Origin of the sequence: Magnetospirillum sp. XM-1, assembly GCF_001511835.1 — a bacterium.
GTDB lineage: Bacteria > Pseudomonadota > Alphaproteobacteria > Rhodospirillales > Magnetospirillaceae > Phaeospirillum.
On sequence record NZ_LN997849.1, the window covers coordinates 79,032 to 96,898 of the forward strand.

The window sequence follows — 17,867 nt, forward strand, 5'->3', positions numbered from 1 at the left end:
TCCCCATGCGCGTCGTCGTCGAACGCTTTCCCTGCCGCATCCCGCTGCTGCCGCCGGAAATCGAGCCGGTGCTTGCTGGTGTTCCAGCGGCATACGCATCCGCTCTTTCCGCCATGGCGGCGGCCATCTCCTCCGGATCCCCCGATGAGGCCCAGCTTTCGGGAATCCGGGCGGCGAAGGCCGCGCTTGTGGGGATCAACCGCGTGGATGCCGTGCTGGCGCCGGATGCGCTCATCTCGGCGGATCTGGAGTCGCCACCCGTCCTTTCCGCCGTTTCCGGCTTCGCCTTCGAGCTGCTCCGCCATGGCGTGATGCTCTTCGCCGAATACGCCGGGGATCGCGGCTCCGCCATCGGCCCCTCGACATGGAACATGTCCGTTGCCGGAGCCATGCGGGAGCCGAATCCCGGCAAGCGCGCCGCCGCGTGGCGCAGCCTGTGGGATTCCGTCCGGAACGGGGAGGCTTCGGGCGCGAGCGATGCCGAGCTGTCCTTCATCGGCGGGTGCGTCGCCGACGATGATCCTGTCCTGGCATGGCTTGGCGGGCATGAGCCGGGCTGGAAGGCCGAATTCCAGAAGGCGAGGGAGGGATGGCCGGCCTTCGCCTGGCGGAAGGCGTCGCTGGACATGCTGGCGCGACCCGTTCCCTGAGTCCTCCCGGCCCGCGGCGATCTCACCTTCTGGGGAACCAGGAGGGAGAATCGCCATGCCGGCCAACGTCTATCTCTGCGAGAAGTACAACCAGGCCTCGGACATCGCCGGGGTGCTGGGCGTCGTGCGCCGCCATGACGGCTGGTTCGAAGTGAAGGGCGGGGACGCGGTCACCTTCGCGTCCGGCCATCTGCTGGCGCTGCTGTATCCCGAGGACTACGACCCGGCCTATTCGTCCTGGCAGGACAGCGTCCTCCCGATCGTCCCGGCCCCGTTCCGCCATCGTCCGCGGGATTCCCGGGCTGCGGGCCAGCTCAAGGTCATCCGGGGGCTGCTGGCCGGCGCCTCCCGCGTCGTCCTGTGCACGGACCCGGATCGCGAGGGCGAGCTGATCGGCCGCGAGATCCTGCGGGAGCTGCGGTGGAGCGGTCCCGTCGAACGGGCGTGGCTTCCAGCCCTCACCAAGCCGATCATCACGAAGGCTCTGGCGGCGCTCCTGCCGGGGACGAAGACGGCGCCGCTGGCGGATGCGGCCCTGGCCCGCTCGCAGGCGGACTGGCTGATCGGGATGAACCTCACCCGTGGTCTGTCGCGGCGGCTGGCCGGGCGGAAGACCTGCCTGAACGTCGGCCGGGTGCAGACGCCGACCCTCGCCCTGCTGGTGCGCCGCGAACGGGAGATCGCCTCCTTCGTCCAGCAGTCCTACTTCGAGATCCGGGCGGTGGTCGAGGCGTCGGGCATCGGCCCCGTCGAGATGCGCTACGCGCCGCCCGCCGAGGAGCGGCTGGTGGTCCGGGCCGATGCCCAGGCGATCGCCGCTTCCGTGGCCGGGGCCGTCGCCCCCATCCGGTCGAAGGAGGAGGCGAAGTCGGCGCCGCCGCCGGCCTTCTACGCGCTCTCCTCCCTGCAGATGGATGCCGACCGGCTGCTCGGCTTCGACGCCGACCGCACGCTGAAGGTCGCCCAGGCGCTCTACGACGAGAAGAAGGTGCTGACCTATCCCAGGACGGACTGCGCCCATCTTCCGGACGAGTTCGCCGCCGATGCTCCGGCGCTGCTGGGCCTGCTGGCCGGAATGCCCGAGCTGGCGGCGGTCGCCGGCCGCGCCGCGGCGGCGCCCGTCCTGCGGACCGGTTCGCACTACGACTCCTCCAAGCTGAAGAGCCACCACGCGATCACCCTGACCGGCACCGATCCGAGCGGACTGACGGGGGACGAGCGGGAGCTGTTCCTGCTGGTGGCCCGGCGCTTCCTCGCCGCGCACCTGCCGGATCACGAGTACATCAGCACCACGCTCACCTGGATGCCCGGGGCGCACGCCTTCGTCGCCCGGGGCCGGGTGCCGACGCGGGCGGGCTGGAAGGAGGCCTTCGACGCCGGCGGGCCGGAGGAGGACGGGGACGACGAAGCCGCCCGCCCGCTGCCGAAGATTCCGGATGGGACGCAGGGCACCGGGAAGAGCGCCGCCGTCGAGGAGAAGACGACGCGGCCGCCCTCCCGCTTCACCGAGGGGCAGCTCATCGACGCGATGAAGAACATCGCCCGCTTCGTGACCGACCCGGCGGCGAAGTCCAGATTGCGGGCCACCTCAGGACTGGGCACCGACGCGACGCGGAGCCCGATGATCGCCGAGCTGAAGAAGCGCGGGCACATCGTGAGGGAGAAGGGTCGCCTGCGCCCGTCCGGCGTGGCCACGGCGCTGATCGGCGCCGTCGAGAAGCACATCCCCGCCTGGGCGGATCCCGTCACCACGGCCCTCTGGGAGGACGAGCTGGAAGCCATCGCGGAGGGGAAGGGGCAGATCAAGCCGTTCCTCGACGGCATCGTGGCCAAGCTGCGGTCCGACATCGCCGTGCTCGACGCCCTGTCGGTGCCGTGGTCCGAGAGGATCAGCGCCGAGGCCAATCCCACGCCGGTCTCCGCCAAGGCCCCGCGCGGGCGCGGGAAGGCCAGCGGACGGCCAGCGCCAGCGAAGACACCTCAACCGGCCTCCACGGCCTCCGGAACGCCTTCCGCGGCTCCTGCCGCCGGGCGGACCGATCTGCGGGTGGCGTTCGCCGACAAGGACAAGGCGAAGGCCCTGGGGGCCCGGTGGGATGCGGATCGGCGGACGTGGTATGTCCCGGCCGGGGCCGCCCTTGATCCGTTCAGGAACGCGGGCTTCCTGGCGGCCTAGTCCGTGGGCGGATCGAGCGTGACCGGTCCATCCCAGCACAGGACGATGGAGGCGGCGATGGTGGAGAACGCGAACCGCCGATCCTCTTCCTTGAGGTGCGGCTCGACGGACTCGATGTGTTCCCGGATCCTGGCGAGCAGCTCGGGGCAGGCGATGCGGCGGTTCGGCGCCCGGCCTTCGAGGAGGCGCCGGTAGTGGCGGAGGTAGGCGGCGGAATCCATCGGCTTCTTCCTGGCGGTTGCCGCCTTCGCGCCGATCATGCCCTGCGCGGTGTCCATGGCCCTCTCCCGAGCTTCGTCTCTACCCAGTAGACATAGGGCGGAAGCGGCCTTCGGGACAGGCCTAGGCGGCAGCCATGTAGCGGCCTTCGAGCCGTTCGGCCCCGCATCCTCCGTCGATGGCCTGGTGGAGATCGGCGAGCATCATCCCCATCGCATCGAGATCCGCTTGGCTGGGGATGGAGGAATCCTCGGCCACGCCGCGGAGACGGGTGGCGATGCGGAAGGCGAGGGGGCTGCCGTAGAGCGCTGCCGAAGCGGCGATGTCGCGGATGCACCCGACCAGCGGGCCGTGCATGACGGATCGGGCTTCATGGCGGGCGTCGCGGTAGGCCGCCAGGCGGCCTTCGAGCTCGGCCACGGCCTCCGAGGCGTATTCGCGGAAGCGTCCGGACTGGGCGGTGAGCAGGGCGTCGATGCGGACGCCGGGATCGGGCTGGGGCTTGGCGGTCATGGCGATCCTCGCTGGCGGTTCCCGGAGAAGATGGTCCCGGAAGCGGATTCCAGCATCGGAGCGATCGGAGACGCCTGCATCGCCGGAGCCGGTTCCGCCGCCCCCATCTTCGGAGGGAATCGGAACGGAGGCGGACATGCGCAAGGTGGTGGTGATCTCGGGGGCCGGGCTGTCCGTCGAGTCGGGAGTGCAGGCGTTCCGCGGCAAGGAAGGCCTCTGGTGCGGGCACGACATCGCGAAGGTGGCCACCGGCTCGACCTGGCTGGCGAACGCGGTCGAGATCCGGGACTTCTACAACGCCCGCCGGTACGAGATCGGCCGGGCCGAACCGAACGCCGCCCACCACCTTCTCGCCGGGCTGGAAGGCTCGGAGGAGTTCGGGCTTCTGCACTTCACCCAGAACGTCGATGACCTGCTGGAGCGGGCCGGAGCTGCGGAGGTCGTGCATCTGCACGGCTCCATCCGCCGCCTCCGCTGCGAGATGTGCGGGCAGGTCCGCGATGTCGGACACCGGAGGATCCAGAGCGCCATCTGCCCGACCTGCCGCACCAAGGGCTTCGTCCGCCCCGACATCGTCTTCATGGGCGAGCACGCGCCGGAATACGCCCGGCTGCGCAGCGCCTTGCAGTCCCTTGGCGAGGAGGATGCCCTTGTGGTGATCGGCACTTCGGGGTCCGTCCTGTCCGTCGGCGAGATCGCGAAGCACGTTCCGGGCTTTAGGATCCTCTGCGATCCGAACCCGTCGGCGGAGATCGATCCGAGGGCCTTCCACGAGGTCGTCCGCCTGCCGGCTTCCGAGGGTATGGCCAAGGTGCTGGATCTGATCCGCGCGTCGGCGGGAAGCCGGTTCCCAGCGGGGCGCTGGGCGACCGCCGAGGAAGAGGCTGCGTCAGGCCCGATGGGTCCGGCGAGGTCGGGGCGGATGGCCGCCCTGCTCGCTTGGCTGTTCCGCAGGCCTCAGCCGGCGCAATGCTGATGTGATGGGGCGGCGCGGCGGCTAGGCCCGCGAGCCTTTCCCGCGTCCCGCAGCCATTCCCCATGCGGCTCTCATGTGGTCGTCGTCCATCAGCGCGGCGCTGGAGATGCCCTTGCCGACCGGCACGATCCCGATGGCCTTTGCCTCTTCCCTGGCGGGCTGGAGGTATTCCGCCTCCTTCCGGGCCGTCGGCAATCCATTCTTCTCGTGCGCCTCCTTGCTGTCGTAGTGGTAGATCTCCCAATGCAGGCGATCCCGGATGTTTCGGGGCTGCGGCCACCCGTCGGGATGGTCCGGCGCCTTCGGCTTGCCGATGGGTTCTCCTGCGGCCTTGCCGAACGCTTCGGCGGCGGCGTCGACCGGCCCCCGGAGGCTGCTGTCCCCGCACAGCGGGGCGAGATTGCCGATGGCGTGGAGCGCATCCTCCTTCCAGCCGTCGAAGCCGCTGAGCAGCTCCCTCTGCCGGGTGAGGATCCCGGCGAGGTCGCGTGCGGCCTTCACGCGATCCGCAAGGTGGCTGTCCGCACGGGAGAAGATCCGGATCCGGGCGATGTTCCCCTCGGCCTTCTCCCGCTCGTGCCGGGCTCGCTCCTGGTCGCCGGCCTTCTCCCCGAGGAGGGAGCGACCCCCCATCGAGGCTCCTCCATTCGGGGGCTTTCCGCCGCCGCCCGATCCGTCGGCCATGGCGAGCTGGTCGCTCATCGAGGGCCGCTTCTTGAGCGCCGCGATCATTTCCTCGCCGTCCATCGTAGGCCTCCAAGTTCCTGTGCGGCCGCATGGCCGGGGCGGGAGCGAGATGGGGGCCGGCGCCGCATCCATCAAGGCGTCCCGGTGCGCCGGTGGGAGCGCCGCCAAGGTGAGTTGGCGGTTCCAACGCCAATCGGACCGCCAAGCGAAATGGTCGGCGATCGCCGGGACAGGATCGTGCGGTCCCATCTTCTTCCCGACCTCGGATAGGCCGAGGAAGCAGGGAGGGTTCCATGTGCACCTCACGGGCCAAGTTCGTCAGAGTCGATCGTGTCGAGCGTTTGAATGCCGTCAGCGGGGAGGTCTTCATCGATGTCGGGCGCATCGTCTCTTTTGACGAATGCGACCTTTACGACGAAGAAGGAAATCCATCGGGCAAGGGTTGCCGCATTCACCTCGCATCCGGCGGCTCAATCATCACGTCCGGCACCGCCGAGGCATTCCTGGCGAGGATCGGCGAGGAGATCTAGGGCTGCTGCTGGCCGATGGCAGAGCTTGTGGACGGGCCCTTCGGGGCCCGTTCGGCGTTCGGACCGCCAACAGGACTTGGCGGCGCGGCGGGCGGGCTTCCTGGCGGGTCCGGAATCGCCGATCCGCCACACCTTCTTCCGGAAGCCGCCCCGAGGGCGGATGCGGCTGAGGAGGTGGCGATGATCGACGATCCCGATGTCGAAGGCGAGATGATGCTGGATGCGCATGCCGCGCAGGTCCGAAAGGAAATCGCGGCCGGAACCGCGAGCGATCTCGTTCGCCGTACGCTCCGGTTGCTCGAAGGCCAGCACTCGTTGCCGCGTGAGGATTCCCATACCATCATGAAGCACTTCTTGGAGGTGGATGCCTGCCTCGAAGACAATCGGATCGATCCCCTGGTGGCCGCCATCCTGTCCTGCGACTGGAGAATGATCGAGCGGGCTATTCATCCCAAGGATAATTCATGGCTGGACACGAAGGAGGAGGGCTGGAAGCAGGCCTTCGCCCAGCATCACTCAGCGCTGCAGCAGATCATGACGGCGCAGCCGGGAAGACTCGATGCGGACACCCTGAAATGGGCCTTTTCCCTGCCCGGCGGACGCCGGGTGATCAAACGGTCGATCAAATGCGGCGCGCGCCTGCTCAACGACGATCCGTCAGTCCGCAGCGCGGCCTTGGAGAGCCCGAATTCGTATGTCCGACTTTCTCTGGCGATGGACCAGTCGGGATACATGCTTGTCGAACTGAACGCCGCAGAATGCCGCCGGCTCTTCGAGGATCCATGCATCGAAGTCCGCCGCGCGGCGGCCAAGCCGATGCTGTATGCCAGCGGAACGGAGGGACTGGGCTCTTTCACGTTGGCCCTGGTCCGATGCGCGGCGGATTCGGATGCGGAGATCTCGAAGGTTGCGCGCGACATGGTCGTCTATGGCCAAGGGATTCCCGATGAGGTGGCTGTCCTGGCCCAAGAGGAGATCCGGCGCCAGGGGATCGAGCTTCATCCGGACATCCGCGCGGTCTTCGACGATCGGCTGGCCCGCGTAGCCATGAGTGGCCATGAGCGGCTCGAGCTCATAGCCGAAACCTACCCCGCAGCCGAGCCGCTGGCGGGCAAAAACCCAAAGGATCCGGACGCTGCCTCTCGCCTCGCAGCGATTCCTGCGTCCGCCAATCCCACCGGGATGCACAATGCCGAGCAGCTCTGCTTCGGCGCTCTCGGGGCCGCCGCCGCGCTGCCTTCCAAGGGCATGGATCGAGGCACCGGGCGCTGAGCCATCCAGGACGACCGCATTCCTCGGGGGCGGATCCCGAATCGGGGTCCGGCCCCAAATCCTTCCTGCATCTGTGCAGGAGGCTGGGATGGCGGGACGTTCGACGGGGCTGGGGGATGCCGGGGCGAAGATCGGCGGAGCGAGGAAGGATCTCTGGGCGTCGCGCGGCATGGCGCTTTCCGATCTCGACGGCATGACCGGTGCCGAGGCGGCCCAGTACGTCACCAAGGATGCCGTCTGGCCGAAGCCGGACTGGGCGGCCCTGATCGCTGCGGGCATGGAACCGGCGGCGGCCGCGCGGGTGAAGATCCTCCGCGACGGCCTGGCTGCGAAGCCGCTCGATCGGCCCGAGGAGCGCCCGCGCTATGTGGCGATGGTCGGCGAGATCCGCGCGGCTCTGGAATCCGTCCGCACGGTCCAGGACTTCGCTGCGATCTCCAATTCGTATGTCGAGCGCGTCCGTGGGATGAGCCAGGCCGGGGACAAGGAGGGCGTGCGGCGCTTCTATTCGGCCATGAAGGTCGCCGGCAGGATGCAGGTTTCCGCCTTCCCCTTGAATGGGCGCGAGCTGCGCAAGGCCGAGGCGCTGGTGCGCACCGGCTGGCCCTCGGCGGAAGCCGAGCTCCCGTGGATGAAGGGGATCGAGATCGAGGTTTGGCCGGGCCGCGCGGGCGAGGATCCGACCTTCGCCGTGCGGCGCCTCGGACGCCTCGCGGGTATGGAATTCGATTCCAGGGAAGAGGCGATGGAGCGTCTGAAGGCCGATTGGGAGGCCAAAAGGGCGAAGCGCACCAGCCACGAGGAACCGAACCGCCCGCATCTGGACGATCTCAAGCGGATCGGGCCGGACCACCGCCGGGGGCGCGATGTCCATTCCGAGGATTTCGTCCGGGTGTTCGGCTTCCGCGGCGTCGAATTCGGGAATTGGGTCGCCGACGACGAGCGCCGGAAGTCGATGAACGCGGCCTTCGACGGGATGATGGACCTCGCCGAGATCATGGGCGTCGAGCCGAAGGGCCTTTCCTTGGATGGGCGGCTCGGCCTCGCCTTCGGTTCCCGCGGCAAGGGGAGCTTCGCGGCGCATTACGAACCGGGCAAGGAGGTCATCAACCTCACCAAGCTGAGTGGGGCCGGCTCGCTTGCGCACGAATGGTTCCACGCGGTCGATCACTATTTCGGCGAAGTCGGCCGCCCAGATGCCTGGAAGGGTGGGGCGCGTGGCATGAGCGGCTGGATGGAGATGGCGTCCTATCCCGGAGAACCCAGGGAGAAGATCGTCCGCGTCGACGTGCTGCCGACCGGAAAGCAGAAGCCGGTGTACGGCATGGTCCATCGGCTCGATCATCTGCCGAGGGAGACCTATGCGGCTTCGGACGCGGTGATGCGGACGGCGGTCGGGCGGCGGCATGACGCCGACTTCTTCCGGCAGGCCTGCCGCCTGAGCGGGAACGCGGGAAGCAGCGGCTACTGGGCCCGCCCGACCGAGCTGGGGGCGCGCGCCTTCGAATCCTGGGCGTTCGACAGGCTGGCGGAGAAGGGACGGAAGAGCGACTACCTCGTCCATGGCGTCGAGCCGGAGAGGTACGCCGATTCCAGCCGCTACAAGGGCAACCCGTATCCCACGGGCGAGGAACGGGTCGCCATCAACCGCGCCTTCGATGGCCTGGCCCACGAGCTGGCCGGGCATCTCGGGCGGGCGCAGGAGAAGGCGGCGGATTTCGATGTGCTGGCCGGCCGTCCCGCGCCGAAGCCGATCGTGCTGGCGGAGGTGCCGCGCCTGGCGGCCATTCCCGCCTCCGCCAACCCCAAAGGGATCCACGGGGCCGAGCAGCTTAGCTTCGGCTTCCTCGGCCCGGCGGCGGCGCTACCCAAGAAGTCGGCGGATCGCGGCGCTGGTCGCTGAGCCGTCCAGAGCGGCGATCCTGGGATCGGAGATCGGACCCAGTTCCCCGGTATGCCCGAGCTGGTCGGGTTTGGATTGGAGAGGATTCCCATGAGCCTCGGCAATGTCTTCGTCGCCACCACCGACAGGATGATCATCGGCGGTAAGCCGACGCCGGAGGATGTCGAGGAGATCCTCGACATGCACCGCGATGCGCCGAAGCAGGTCATCGCCGAGATCATGCCCGCTCTGCTCCTGTCGGAGAGCCATGCCGTCGCTGGGTGCGGCCATGCGGATCTCCGGAGGCTTTCGAAGCGAGCCAATGCCGACGCTTTCGCGAGCCGGGCGAAGGACGGCGCGTTCTCCGATGGGCTTTCCTTGGCGGTCCAGGCCATGTCCTGGCGGAACCTCGGCGAGAACCGGGAATGCGTGTTCTCGGAGGCGGCGATCCATGGCGGTGCGCTGATCCTCGATAGGGCTGGCGATTCCACGAAGGATGACCTCTTCCCGACCGACGAGGAGATCATCACGGATCGGTTCGGTAGCCTGGTTCTCACCGAAGCCTCGCGGGACGCGGCCATCGGTGCTTTCGGCCGCATCGTCGGTCAGCATGTCGCCGAGCAGGCCGACGGCAATTGGGGCCTGGCCTATGAGCCGATCGACAAGGCGATGGAGATGTTCTCTGGGGCCGGTCTCGATCGACCGAGCCTGCATCGCTGCCAGGAGCTTTTCTTGGGCTCGTTGCGTTCGGACGATGTCGAACAATGGCTCTGCGCGGCGATGGAGAACCCGACGGACCAGGACCTTTCCTATCCGCCTTCCATCCTTGCGCTCGGTGTCCGCGCTTCCGTCGGCGACGAACCGGAGGCCTTCGAAGCGGCGCTGTCAGACCTTGCGGCCGAGCTGTCGGCCGAAGGCAGGCCGTGGTCCGCGCATGAGGCGCTGGAGACTCTGTTCTCCGTTCGCAGCGAAATCGAGGCTACCGCCGGAAGCACCTTCGAGGAGTCGTTCGCTGAACTCTGCGGGCGGCATGGCTACCCCTCTCCCGAATACGACGGCACCGAGCCGTGCCTGTCGGACCCCTTCAGGCAGGGAGCGGAGACCGGGGTGGAGATGGAGGATGCGCCGCGCCTGGCCGCCATTCCTGCTTCCGCCACCCCCAGCGGGATTCACGGTGCCGAGCAGCTCAGCTTCGGCTTCCTCGGCCCGGCGGCGGCGCTGCCCGCGAAGTCGGCGGATCGCGGGGCCGGGAGGTAGGGGCTTCCAATGTCGATTGTCGGCCCTGGGGGTTGCCGGTCGCCGGGCAGCCCCCATGTCGCTTCCGGGTGGGAGGGCTGGAGGCCGCGTCGGGGATGCGGAAGGGAATCGGCTGGGGGCTGGGAGCCGCGACGCTGGCGATGACGCCGGCGCTGGCCATGGCGTCGCTGCTGCCGGGCGGCAAATGCACCGGGGGCATCCTCGAACGGGGCAACTGCCTCGTCACGAAGGTGTCCGGCGGCATGATCACCATCGCCTGGGGCGTGATCATCATCGCCTTGGTGTTCGTCGGCGTCATGACGCTCTTCGGGAAGAAGGATCTCTGGAAGGTCTGGCTGGCCTTCGGGGGCGGCGCGCTGGTGCTGATCCTCCTTCCCTTCCTCATGGGGACGTTCAAGGAGCTGGGCGAGCCGGAGATCGTGCCGTGCGGCGCCGGGGAGCGGTGCATCCTCGCCAACGAGTCCCCTCCCGAGAAGTGGCTGGTCCCCTCCGGGGTGCCGACGACGACGGCCTTCGCCTGCTTCCGCGTGGCGGCGGGAAGCGTGGAGCAATACACGGGCTGCCTGCGGGCTTCCGGGGTGGCCTACGCCTTCCCCTGCGCGTCCGGCGGCCGTTGCGTGCAGCCGCCCGGCGAGCCCGCGCGGGCCTGGGCCCTTCCGCCCGGAACGACGGACGCAGAGGCCTTCGCCTGCGCGTCGCGGCCGGGCATGGATGGGCGGGCCTTCCGGGCCTGCCTGGGCAGATAGGAGGGCAGCCATGAGATCGATCGTCCTCGCGGCCGTGGCCGCGCTCTTCCTCCTCCTCTCCGGGGCCTCCGGGCCGGCGTCCGCGCTGGATCTCGGGGGCTACGTCCAGTTGCCGAACAAGCCCTCCTCCGGAACGCTGGTCATGCCGGACAGCGCGCCGGAGCCCGCCGCCTTCTCCTCCTGCGCGGACAGCGGCTTCCTGTCGTCGGCGGTGTGCAGGGCGGGCACCACGGCCCGGTTCATGGTGGCCCTGGGCAAATACCTGTTCTTCCTCGGCCTGATCTCGGTCGCCGTGATCTGGCCGCTGCTGGCGCTGCTGGCCAACAACCAGACGATCACCGTCATGGGGAAGAGCTACCAGCTGCGCGAATTCGTCTGGCCGTTCTTCCTGTCGTGCTGCGGCGGGGCATTCCTCATCTCGGGCTCCGGGATGCTGTTCGCCTTCCTCACGACGGGCGCCGGCTGACGCGCCCCATCTTCTCCCGGACGCGCCCGCATCCAGCGGGAACGCGGTTCCGATGGAGGACCCGATGGGAGGTGTGCTGAGAACCATCATGGCGTCGGTGCTGCTGTACCGCATCAGCCGCTGGCTGGCGCCGATCGTGGCCCCGCTCATCCTGCTCTGGCTGGCTGCGGGCCTGATCTACATGAACAGCTACTGGGTGGCGCCCGTCTCGCTGGCCATCCTCGTCTGGACCTACCATCGCCAGCGCCAGTCCGAGACCACCGGCATCCCGATCAACGAGAGATCGTTCCGGATGCTGAAGACGATCCGGACGGCTTCGGCGGTCATCGCGATCGTCGCCTGCATGATGTCCTGGAACCGGTATGCGCATCCTAGGGCGGAAGGGCCTACCCAGACGGCCGTCAGCTCCGGGCCTGCGGCATCCTCGCCGGTGGCCCAGGCCGCACCCGCCCAGCCGGCCGGGCCTGCGGCGGCCGCTGTTCCGCCATCGGGCCCGATCGTCGTCAAGCCCCGCTCCTCGGGTTCCAGCGCGGCGATCCTGGACGACGGCACCCGCTGATCGGCGCCGGATGCGGAAAGGGCGCCGAGGAGGAATCCCCGGCGCCCTTCCTGCGTCGATCCCGCCGCATCAGGATCGGGCGATGCGCTCGGCCAGACGGGTGCGGTAGAGGATGGCGTCGCCTGGCGGCAGGGCGTTCCGGGCTTCGTCCGCCCGTCCCTTCAGCTCGGCGAAGGCGCTTTGCCGGGATCCGTCGATCTCCATCTCCACCAGGGCGTCGATGCGGGCGGAGGCGTCGTCCATGCCGATGTCGGTCAGCAGGGCTCTCATGAGGGTGTCGCAGCGGCGCGGCGTGAGCAGGTGGGCGATGTCGCCGGCCTTGGCCGTTCCCCGGCTCCATGCGACGAAGGCATCCTCGCTCGCATCGAAGGCGTGGAATTCCGCCTCGGTGGGCAGCAGGCGCTTCGTGCGGCCGGCTTCGCGCGCGGCGGCGTCCAGCAGGGCCTTCCGTTCCTCGGGCGTGCCGATCCAGTAGTCGCGCAGCAGGGATTCCCGGACGAAGTCGGCGCGGCGGACGGTGAGGCGGGGGATGACGTCGATGGCGCGGATGCGGCCGGCCTCCCAGTCGGCGAAGGCCTTCTCGCTGTCCTTCCACTCGGCGTATTCGACGCACTTCATCTCGGTGAGCAGGAAGCCGAGGCTCTTGGGGGCGCCGCCCTGAATGGCGAACAGGAAGGCGGCGTGCATCCCTTCCTTCGTGCCGGCGTCGACCTCCCGGTCGGCGAGGAAGCGGCGGGCGATGGCGCGCTGGATGGCGGGATCGTTGCGGATGGCCGGATCCTCGTGCTCGTCGAAGCCGATCCAGTCGAGCTGGGTGCTGGTCGGGTTCTCGATGACGGCCAGGGCCTTCAGCAGCCTCGGATCGGTCGGCCTCGGCTCGGCAGGCGCTTGCGCTCCTTGCTTCGGAGGCATGGAAAGGCCGGGCATGGAGGGCGAGGGCTTGAGGACGAGGGCGGGCGCAGCCGCCGGAGCGGCGCCCTTCTTCGGCAGGGACACGGGAAGGCGGGCCATGCGGGTTCTCCATCGGCGGCTGTCGATGGGAAGAAGATGTGGCCGGACGATCCGGGAAGGGAGGCTATTCCTGCTCCATGCGCCGCTGGGCGGCCGGATCGAGAAGGTAGGGCGTCGGGTCGTCCAGGGTGTCCAGCGCGGTGATGCGGTAGGAGCAGCCGATGCGGCGGGGCGCGGTCGCTCGGCGCCGGAGCCTTGAGCGCACGAATTCCTGGGCGGCGGACAGATCCGGGACATGGATGGAGCGGGCCGCCAGGCGGGAGCCGCGTCGTCCGTGGGCTATGATCACGATCACATCGCCCAGCAGATCCCGCTCGACCTCCATCCGGTAGATCCGGTGGTGGTCGAGGGCGTCGCTGTCCGCTTCGAGCTGCACGGCGAAGAGCATGGGATCCTCGGCTGGTTCCCGGGGATTCTGGCACGGTGTCCGCCTCAAGTCCACGACGGCCTGCGGCGGCGAGGCGGAGCCGATTCCTCCGCTGGATCAAGCAGTTGCATGGGGTCGCGGCGGCGAGATGGCGGCGAGAGCCCGGGATGGAGGGCAGGGCTTGGATCATCGCCCTCGCCGCCGCATGATGGGTCAAGTCCTTGAAGGCAAAAGCGATCTTGTCGCCGCAGCGTCTTTGATCATGCCGAAACGGCCTGTCCGGCGGCACGAAGCCTGCCGTGCTCCCTCATGCCGTTCCGCATCCCCCTCTGATGAGCAATGGGCGGGTGGGTCGGCGAAGGCGGTGGCCATCCCTGTTCCTGGCGTCCCTACTACAGTTAGATCTTTCTGTTATATGGGGTTAGATGGTTAACGGGTCGATTCGTCGTTTCGAATCATCGGCTTGCGGCGTGGATTGCACGCGATGTTCCGAAGAAGCGCACGCGATCCTCCGTAGCGTTGCACGCGTTCTTCCGAGATTCGGCGCACGCGATCCTCCGAGCCGGGATTCCGGTTATCCACAGCCTTATCCACGGAACCTGTGGATAAGTCCGAATGCACGCGATCTTCCGAGGCCCGCTCAATCGGCCGCGCTCCCGTCGTCGACGATCTCGTCGGGACCTTCTTCGAGGATATCCGGCCCTTCCTCGTCCGCGCGGGCGGCCTGGGCGTCGAGGATTTCCCTCATGGTGCGTTGTTCGGCCTCGATGGGCAGCTCGGCGTCGTCCGGGGCCAGCCGGATGCTCCTTTCGCCATCCTCGTCCGGCTCTATGTATTCGTCGATGACGGCCGGGCCGCGCATCGGCAGCAGGAGTTCTGCGGTCTTGTGGCTGAAGGAGACGAGGATCCGTTCGTTGCCGCCCCAGCGCCAGGTGTCGCCTCCGAGCTGCTCCGCGATCTCACGGCCGGGGCCGTTGCCATCGAAGGACAGGGTCATGCGGTACTGGGGAAGGCTGTCCCGGTCGATGATCTTCTTGAGGTAGACCTTGAAGTTCCGCAGCTCCTGCTCGGAGCCGCATTTCTCGGCGAGGCGGGGAAGGCTGACGGTCCAGTGCTTCTGGCGGCCGCAGTGCTTGCGGGCCAGTTCGTAGAGGCGGCGCTCGAGGCCCATCTGTAAGCGGAAGTAGGCGCGATCGATGGTGAGCACGCGCCGATCCTCGACGATGGCGCGGAACATCCATTTGTTCAGCGTCACCTCGACGGCGGCCATGATCTTTCTTCCTGAGGTGGTCGTGCGCTCGATGACGCGGTAGGAGTCGATCCAGGAGAAGCCGCGGCGTTCGCGCTCCTCGTTGTGGCCCGAGGTGATGGTGGTGCGGATGGTGGTGGATTGCAGGCGGTCGAGGGCGCTCATGCACCCTTCGTAGGCGGCCTTGCCGGTGCCGCGACCCGTGAGGCGCAGGAAGTCGTAGGCGGCGAAGTGCATTGTGCGGCTGACCGGCTCGCCGCGCTCGATGCGGCCGTTGATCAGGGACGTGAGGTAGATCAGTACGTCCTTGTCCCAGATAGTGGCGATTCCGCCTGCGCCGGCGCTCACCTCGATGCGCACGGCCCCGTCGTCGTAGATGAAGGGCTTGACCCGCTTCTGCTTCTGGAGGCTGAAGAAGGGGAATTCCATGAGCGCGCGCTCGTCCTTGACGGGCGCGTTGATGATGCTTTCCAGGAAGAGATCGACCTGCTCTCCATCCGACGCCATGCGGTCCCCCTTTTCCGGAAGCCGGTGCACGCGATCCTCCGATGGTGCACGCGATATTCCGTGGCTCGCGCATGATGACTCGACGGCGCGGCTGGAGTCGAGTCGAATCTGCACGCGATCCTCCGAACCCGCACGCGATCCTCCGATGCGGTGGCCTGAGCTGATTGCACGCGATGCACCGTGCCGAATCCCGGATACGGAGGGCTGCCGAATCGCTGGAGTCGCGCTCCAGACTTCGGACTCCGGCCTGCGAGGCGCTGCACGCGATCCTCCGATTGCGCATGCGATCCTCCGAGGCCGGGGCCTTGATGTTCACGATGCGATGATGGTATGCTCCCGAAAGGTTCCGGCCCCTTCAGGAGATCTCCCATGCCGAGCACGCAGCGCGCGTCAGATGCTCCTTCCCCGATGGTGTCCCTGTCGGCCCGGGTGGCGGCCGCCTACCTCTCTTCGCGCCGGGATGTGCCCGTCGAGCAGGTGCCGTCCCTGATCGAGGGCATCCATCGTGCCTTGCGGCGCGTCGCCGCGGCGGAGGAGTGCGGCGCCGAGGCGCTGGTGCGTTTCCTCGATACCTCGGCCGGAAAGGCCGCCATGGATCGGCCCGCGCTGCGCTTGGTGGCGTCCCGGGAGAGCTGATCCCTATTCCTCGAGGGCCAGCCCGGTCGCCCTGAAGGTCCGCTTGTTGTCGTCCTGCCGCGGGCCTTCCTCGACATGGCCGCTCGCCAGGAGCTCCTCGAGCGCTCCTTCCACGGCGGTCCGCTTCCAACCCTTCTCGGTCTTGGCCCGGTTCGCGAAGGCCGCGACGATGTCCGGGAGGCCGATGTGCTGCTCGCCGGCTTCCGCGAGGTGGCCGAGGATCAGCCTGGCCCGGTCCTGCGCGCGCTTGGCGCGGGGATCGATCCTTTGCTGGGGCGTTTCGGCCTCCTGTCCTTCGGGAACCTCCTGCGCGCTCTCCTCGGCCTGGGCCTTGCTTTCCATGGCGGCGAACTTGGCTTCCTGGATGCGCAGGGCGGCCGGGTCGAGCATCGGCACGCGGGAAAGGTAGGAGATGAAGCCCTTTCCATCGTGGAGCGGCTCGCCGTCCGGACCGATGTCGGGCACGCGATGGAGCTTGATCGGAATCGGCGCGTGCTTCGCGGCCTCGCGCATCTTGTCGGTCTCGATCTGCAGCACCTTGGTCTTCGGATCCCGGAACAGGCAGAAGAGGGCGTCTACGCCGCCCCGCAGCGCCGAGGAGCCGCGTTCCGAGCTGTATGCGCTCTTGCCGCCGTGGTGGACGACGAGGACGGAGCAGCCGAAGCGATCGACGCAGCGGCGCATGGCATTGACGATGAGCTGCATGTCCTGCGTCGCGTTCTCGTCGCCGCTCATGAAGCTGGCCAGCGGGTCGAGGATCAGCAGGTCGAGGTCCTTGCACTCGCGCTCGATGCCGCGCATCAGCGCCTCGAAGTCGCCAGGATGGTCGAAGCGGCATTCGCCCGGCGGCATGAAGAGGCGATCGCGCAGGATCTCCTCGCCCTCCTGAGTCGGGATGCCGTTGTGCTGGAGCCAGCCGCTGATGCGGCGGTTGAGGCCGAACACGCCTTCGGCCGGGAACAGGACCACCTTGCCGGCGGCCTTCGCGCGTCCGACGTCGATCCGCGAGCGCTTGTGCCCGGCCAGGGCAGGCCGTCCGGTGGCGATGGCCAGCGCCCAGTCGATCGCGACGAACGATTTTCCCAGGTTGGGCGCCCCGTATAGGCAGGCCGTGGCGCGTTCTGGCAGCAGATCCTCGACCAGCCAGGTCGGGGGCTCGACGCGGGAGGGGTCGTAGCGCCCCCAGGCGGCTTCGGTTTTCGTCATGTCGGCTTCCGGAATCCGTTCGCTTCCGGTATCGCATGGCGGAAGCCGGAAGCCAAGCCGAAACGCTTCCGGAAACCCCTTCCGGAATCCCCTTTCCGGAATCCCCCCTACTAGAGATGCTTATCAAAAAAGGAAACGGAAACGGAAGCCGGACCCCCTGGAGCTAGGACCGACTCCGGAAAAGGAAAAAGCGAGGAGGCGGTCCGTTCCCAGCAATCCATGCAGGACGGAACGTCCGGAGATCGTCGGAGCTGCTGCCGCGCCGTGCCGGGCGCGCGTCGCCGCCGCCGACGGCCGGGATCCGCTGAATGGGACGAAGGGAAGGGAGGAGGGAGGCCGAAGGGCCCGCGCTCGGGGGCCGAGAGCGCGAGCCGCTCGGCACGGAATGGAGGACGACGCGATGGGCAGCCGGAGCATGATTGGGCGCCAGAACGAGGACGGCAGCATCGAGGCCATCTACTGCCATTTTGACGGCGGCCTCTGGCATGTCGGCGCCTTGCTGCACGAGCATTGGAATGACCCGGAGAAGGTCGGCCGGCTGCTTGGCCTGGGGGACCTGAGCGAGCTCGGGTCCGAAATCGGCGAGAAGCATTGCTTCGAGGGCCGGCACTCGACTGCGGCGGAGTTCGAACGCGTACGGAATTGGTGCCTGGCCTACGGCCGCGACAGGGGCGAAGAAGGGTGCGCGGCGCAGCGCTACGAGAACGCGGAGGCGTTCCATGTCGAGGGGTACGGCTACCTGCTGGTGGACGGCCGTTGGGTGTTCTTCCACGCGGACGAGCCTCCGGTTCCCCTCGCCGAAGCCGTCGAACAGTACCGGCTCAAAAAGGCGCAGCATCCGTACTGAGCAAGTCGCCCTGGCGTTCGATGCCGGCCGATCCGGCCGGGCGCCGGAAAAGGGATCCGGAAGGGAGGGGCCGAAGGGCCCGCGCTCGGGGGCCGAGAGCGCGAGCCGCTC

Annotated in this window: 19 protein-coding genes; 12 read left to right on the forward strand and 7 right to left on the reverse strand. The window is 68.2% G+C overall.

The annotated features are described in order from the left end of the window. Positions 1-5 precede the first annotated feature (5 nt). Both XM1_RS24625 and XM1_RS22525 read left to right on the forward strand, forming a co-directional pair. A complete protein-coding gene (locus tag XM1_RS24625; RefSeq protein ID WP_068438487.1) occupies positions 6-650 on the forward strand; it encodes a hypothetical protein in 645 nt (214 codons plus the stop codon). 55 nt (positions 651-705) lie between these two features. After that, entirely contained in the window at positions 706-2,826 is a 2,121-nt protein-coding gene (locus tag XM1_RS22525) for a DNA topoisomerase (RefSeq protein ID WP_068438490.1), read from the forward strand. Here XM1_RS22525 and XM1_RS22530 read toward each other — a convergent pair. Then, positions 2,823-3,104 carry a hypothetical protein gene (locus XM1_RS22530; protein WP_068438493.1) on the reverse strand — a complete coding sequence of 94 codons (282 nt, stop codon included), beginning with the start codon at positions 3,102-3,104 and terminating at the stop codon, positions 2,823-2,825. The two genes, XM1_RS22525 and XM1_RS22530, sit on opposite strands and share 4 nt — an antisense overlap. 64 nt (positions 3,105-3,168) lie before the next feature. Next, positions 3,169-3,558 carry a hypothetical protein gene (locus XM1_RS22535; RefSeq protein WP_068438496.1) on the reverse strand — a complete coding sequence of 130 codons (390 nt, stop codon included), beginning with the start codon at positions 3,556-3,558 and terminating at the stop codon, positions 3,169-3,171. A gap of 136 nt (positions 3,559-3,694) precedes the next feature. Between XM1_RS22535 and XM1_RS22540 the strand changes: the two genes are divergently transcribed. Continuing rightward, a complete protein-coding gene (locus XM1_RS22540; RefSeq protein ID WP_068438500.1) occupies positions 3,695-4,534 on the forward strand; it encodes an NAD-dependent deacetylase in 840 nt (279 codons plus the stop codon). A gap of 21 nt (positions 4,535-4,555) precedes the next feature. On the opposite strand, the gene XM1_RS22545 is transcribed toward XM1_RS22540, so the two are convergent. Beyond that, a complete protein-coding gene (locus XM1_RS22545; RefSeq protein WP_068438503.1) occupies positions 4,556-5,281 on the reverse strand; it encodes a hypothetical protein in 726 nt (241 codons plus the stop codon). A gap of 233 nt (positions 5,282-5,514) precedes the next feature. Between XM1_RS22545 and XM1_RS22550 the strand changes: the two genes are divergently transcribed. The 7 genes from XM1_RS22550 (at position 5,515) to XM1_RS22580 (ending at position 11,933) form a co-directional block, all read left to right on the forward strand. Continuing rightward, complete coding sequence (locus tag XM1_RS22550; protein WP_068438506.1) at positions 5,515-5,751, forward strand: hypothetical protein; 237 nt, start codon at positions 5,515-5,517, stop codon at positions 5,749-5,751. A 180-nt stretch (positions 5,752-5,931) separates the two neighbouring features. Next, on the forward strand, positions 5,932-7,023 hold the full coding sequence (locus tag XM1_RS22555; protein ID WP_068438509.1) for a hypothetical protein: 1,092 nt from the start codon (positions 5,932-5,934) through the stop codon (positions 7,021-7,023). Positions 7,024-7,111: 88 nt separating this feature from the next. Beyond that, on the forward strand, positions 7,112-8,926 hold the full coding sequence (locus XM1_RS22560; protein WP_156428898.1) for an LPD1 domain-containing protein: 1,815 nt from the start codon (positions 7,112-7,114) through the stop codon (positions 8,924-8,926). Positions 8,927-9,016: 90 nt separating this feature from the next. Then, positions 9,017-10,162: a hypothetical protein gene (locus XM1_RS22565; protein ID WP_156428899.1), complete on the forward strand. Its 1,146-nt coding sequence runs from the start codon at positions 9,017-9,019 to the stop codon at positions 10,160-10,162. A 95-nt stretch (positions 10,163-10,257) separates the two neighbouring features. Next, positions 10,258-10,908 carry a hypothetical protein gene (locus XM1_RS22570; RefSeq protein WP_068438520.1) on the forward strand — a complete coding sequence of 217 codons (651 nt, stop codon included), beginning with the start codon at positions 10,258-10,260 and terminating at the stop codon, positions 10,906-10,908. A gap of 10 nt (positions 10,909-10,918) precedes the next feature. After that, complete coding sequence (locus XM1_RS22575; protein ID WP_068438523.1) at positions 10,919-11,374, forward strand: hypothetical protein; 456 nt, start codon at positions 10,919-10,921, stop codon at positions 11,372-11,374. Positions 11,375-11,462: 88 nt separating this feature from the next. Continuing rightward, complete coding sequence (locus XM1_RS22580) at positions 11,463-11,933, forward strand: hypothetical protein (RefSeq protein ID WP_156428900.1); 471 nt, start codon at positions 11,463-11,465, stop codon at positions 11,931-11,933. Between the two features lie 69 nt (positions 11,934-12,002). Here XM1_RS22580 and XM1_RS22585 read toward each other — a convergent pair whose 3' ends face one another. The 3 genes from XM1_RS22585 to XM1_RS22595 form a co-directional block, all read right to left on the reverse strand. Next, on the reverse strand, positions 12,003-12,944 hold the full coding sequence (locus XM1_RS22585; RefSeq protein WP_068438529.1) for a hypothetical protein: 942 nt from the start codon (positions 12,942-12,944) through the stop codon (positions 12,003-12,005). 64 nt (positions 12,945-13,008) lie between these two features. Beyond that, on the reverse strand, positions 13,009-13,320 hold the full coding sequence (locus XM1_RS22590) for a hypothetical protein (protein ID WP_156428901.1): 312 nt from the start codon (positions 13,318-13,320) through the stop codon (positions 13,009-13,011). Between the two features lie 631 nt (positions 13,321-13,951). Continuing rightward, the gene (locus tag XM1_RS22595; RefSeq protein ID WP_082700767.1) at positions 13,952-15,067 is read right to left on the reverse strand and encodes a replication initiator protein A; all 1,116 of its coding nucleotides are present in this window, start codon (positions 15,065-15,067) and stop codon (positions 13,952-13,954) included. A 369-nt stretch (positions 15,068-15,436) separates the two neighbouring features. On the opposite strand from XM1_RS22595, the gene XM1_RS22600 reads away from it, so the two are divergent. Next, positions 15,437-15,703, forward strand: coding sequence for a hypothetical protein (locus XM1_RS22600; protein WP_156428902.1), 267 nt, complete (start codon positions 15,437-15,439; stop codon positions 15,701-15,703). 3 nt (positions 15,704-15,706) lie between these two features. On the opposite strand, the gene XM1_RS22605 is transcribed toward XM1_RS22600, so the two are convergent. Further along, the gene (locus XM1_RS22605; RefSeq protein ID WP_068438538.1) at positions 15,707-16,909 is read right to left on the reverse strand and encodes an AAA family ATPase; all 1,203 of its coding nucleotides are present in this window, start codon (positions 16,907-16,909) and stop codon (positions 15,707-15,709) included. A gap of 385 nt (positions 16,910-17,294) precedes the next feature. On the opposite strand from XM1_RS22605, the gene XM1_RS22610 reads away from it, so the two are divergent. Continuing rightward, positions 17,295-17,756 carry a hypothetical protein gene (locus XM1_RS22610; RefSeq protein WP_156428903.1) on the forward strand — a complete coding sequence of 154 codons (462 nt, stop codon included), beginning with the start codon at positions 17,295-17,297 and terminating at the stop codon, positions 17,754-17,756. The last annotated feature ends 111 nt before the right edge of the window (positions 17,757-17,867 follow it).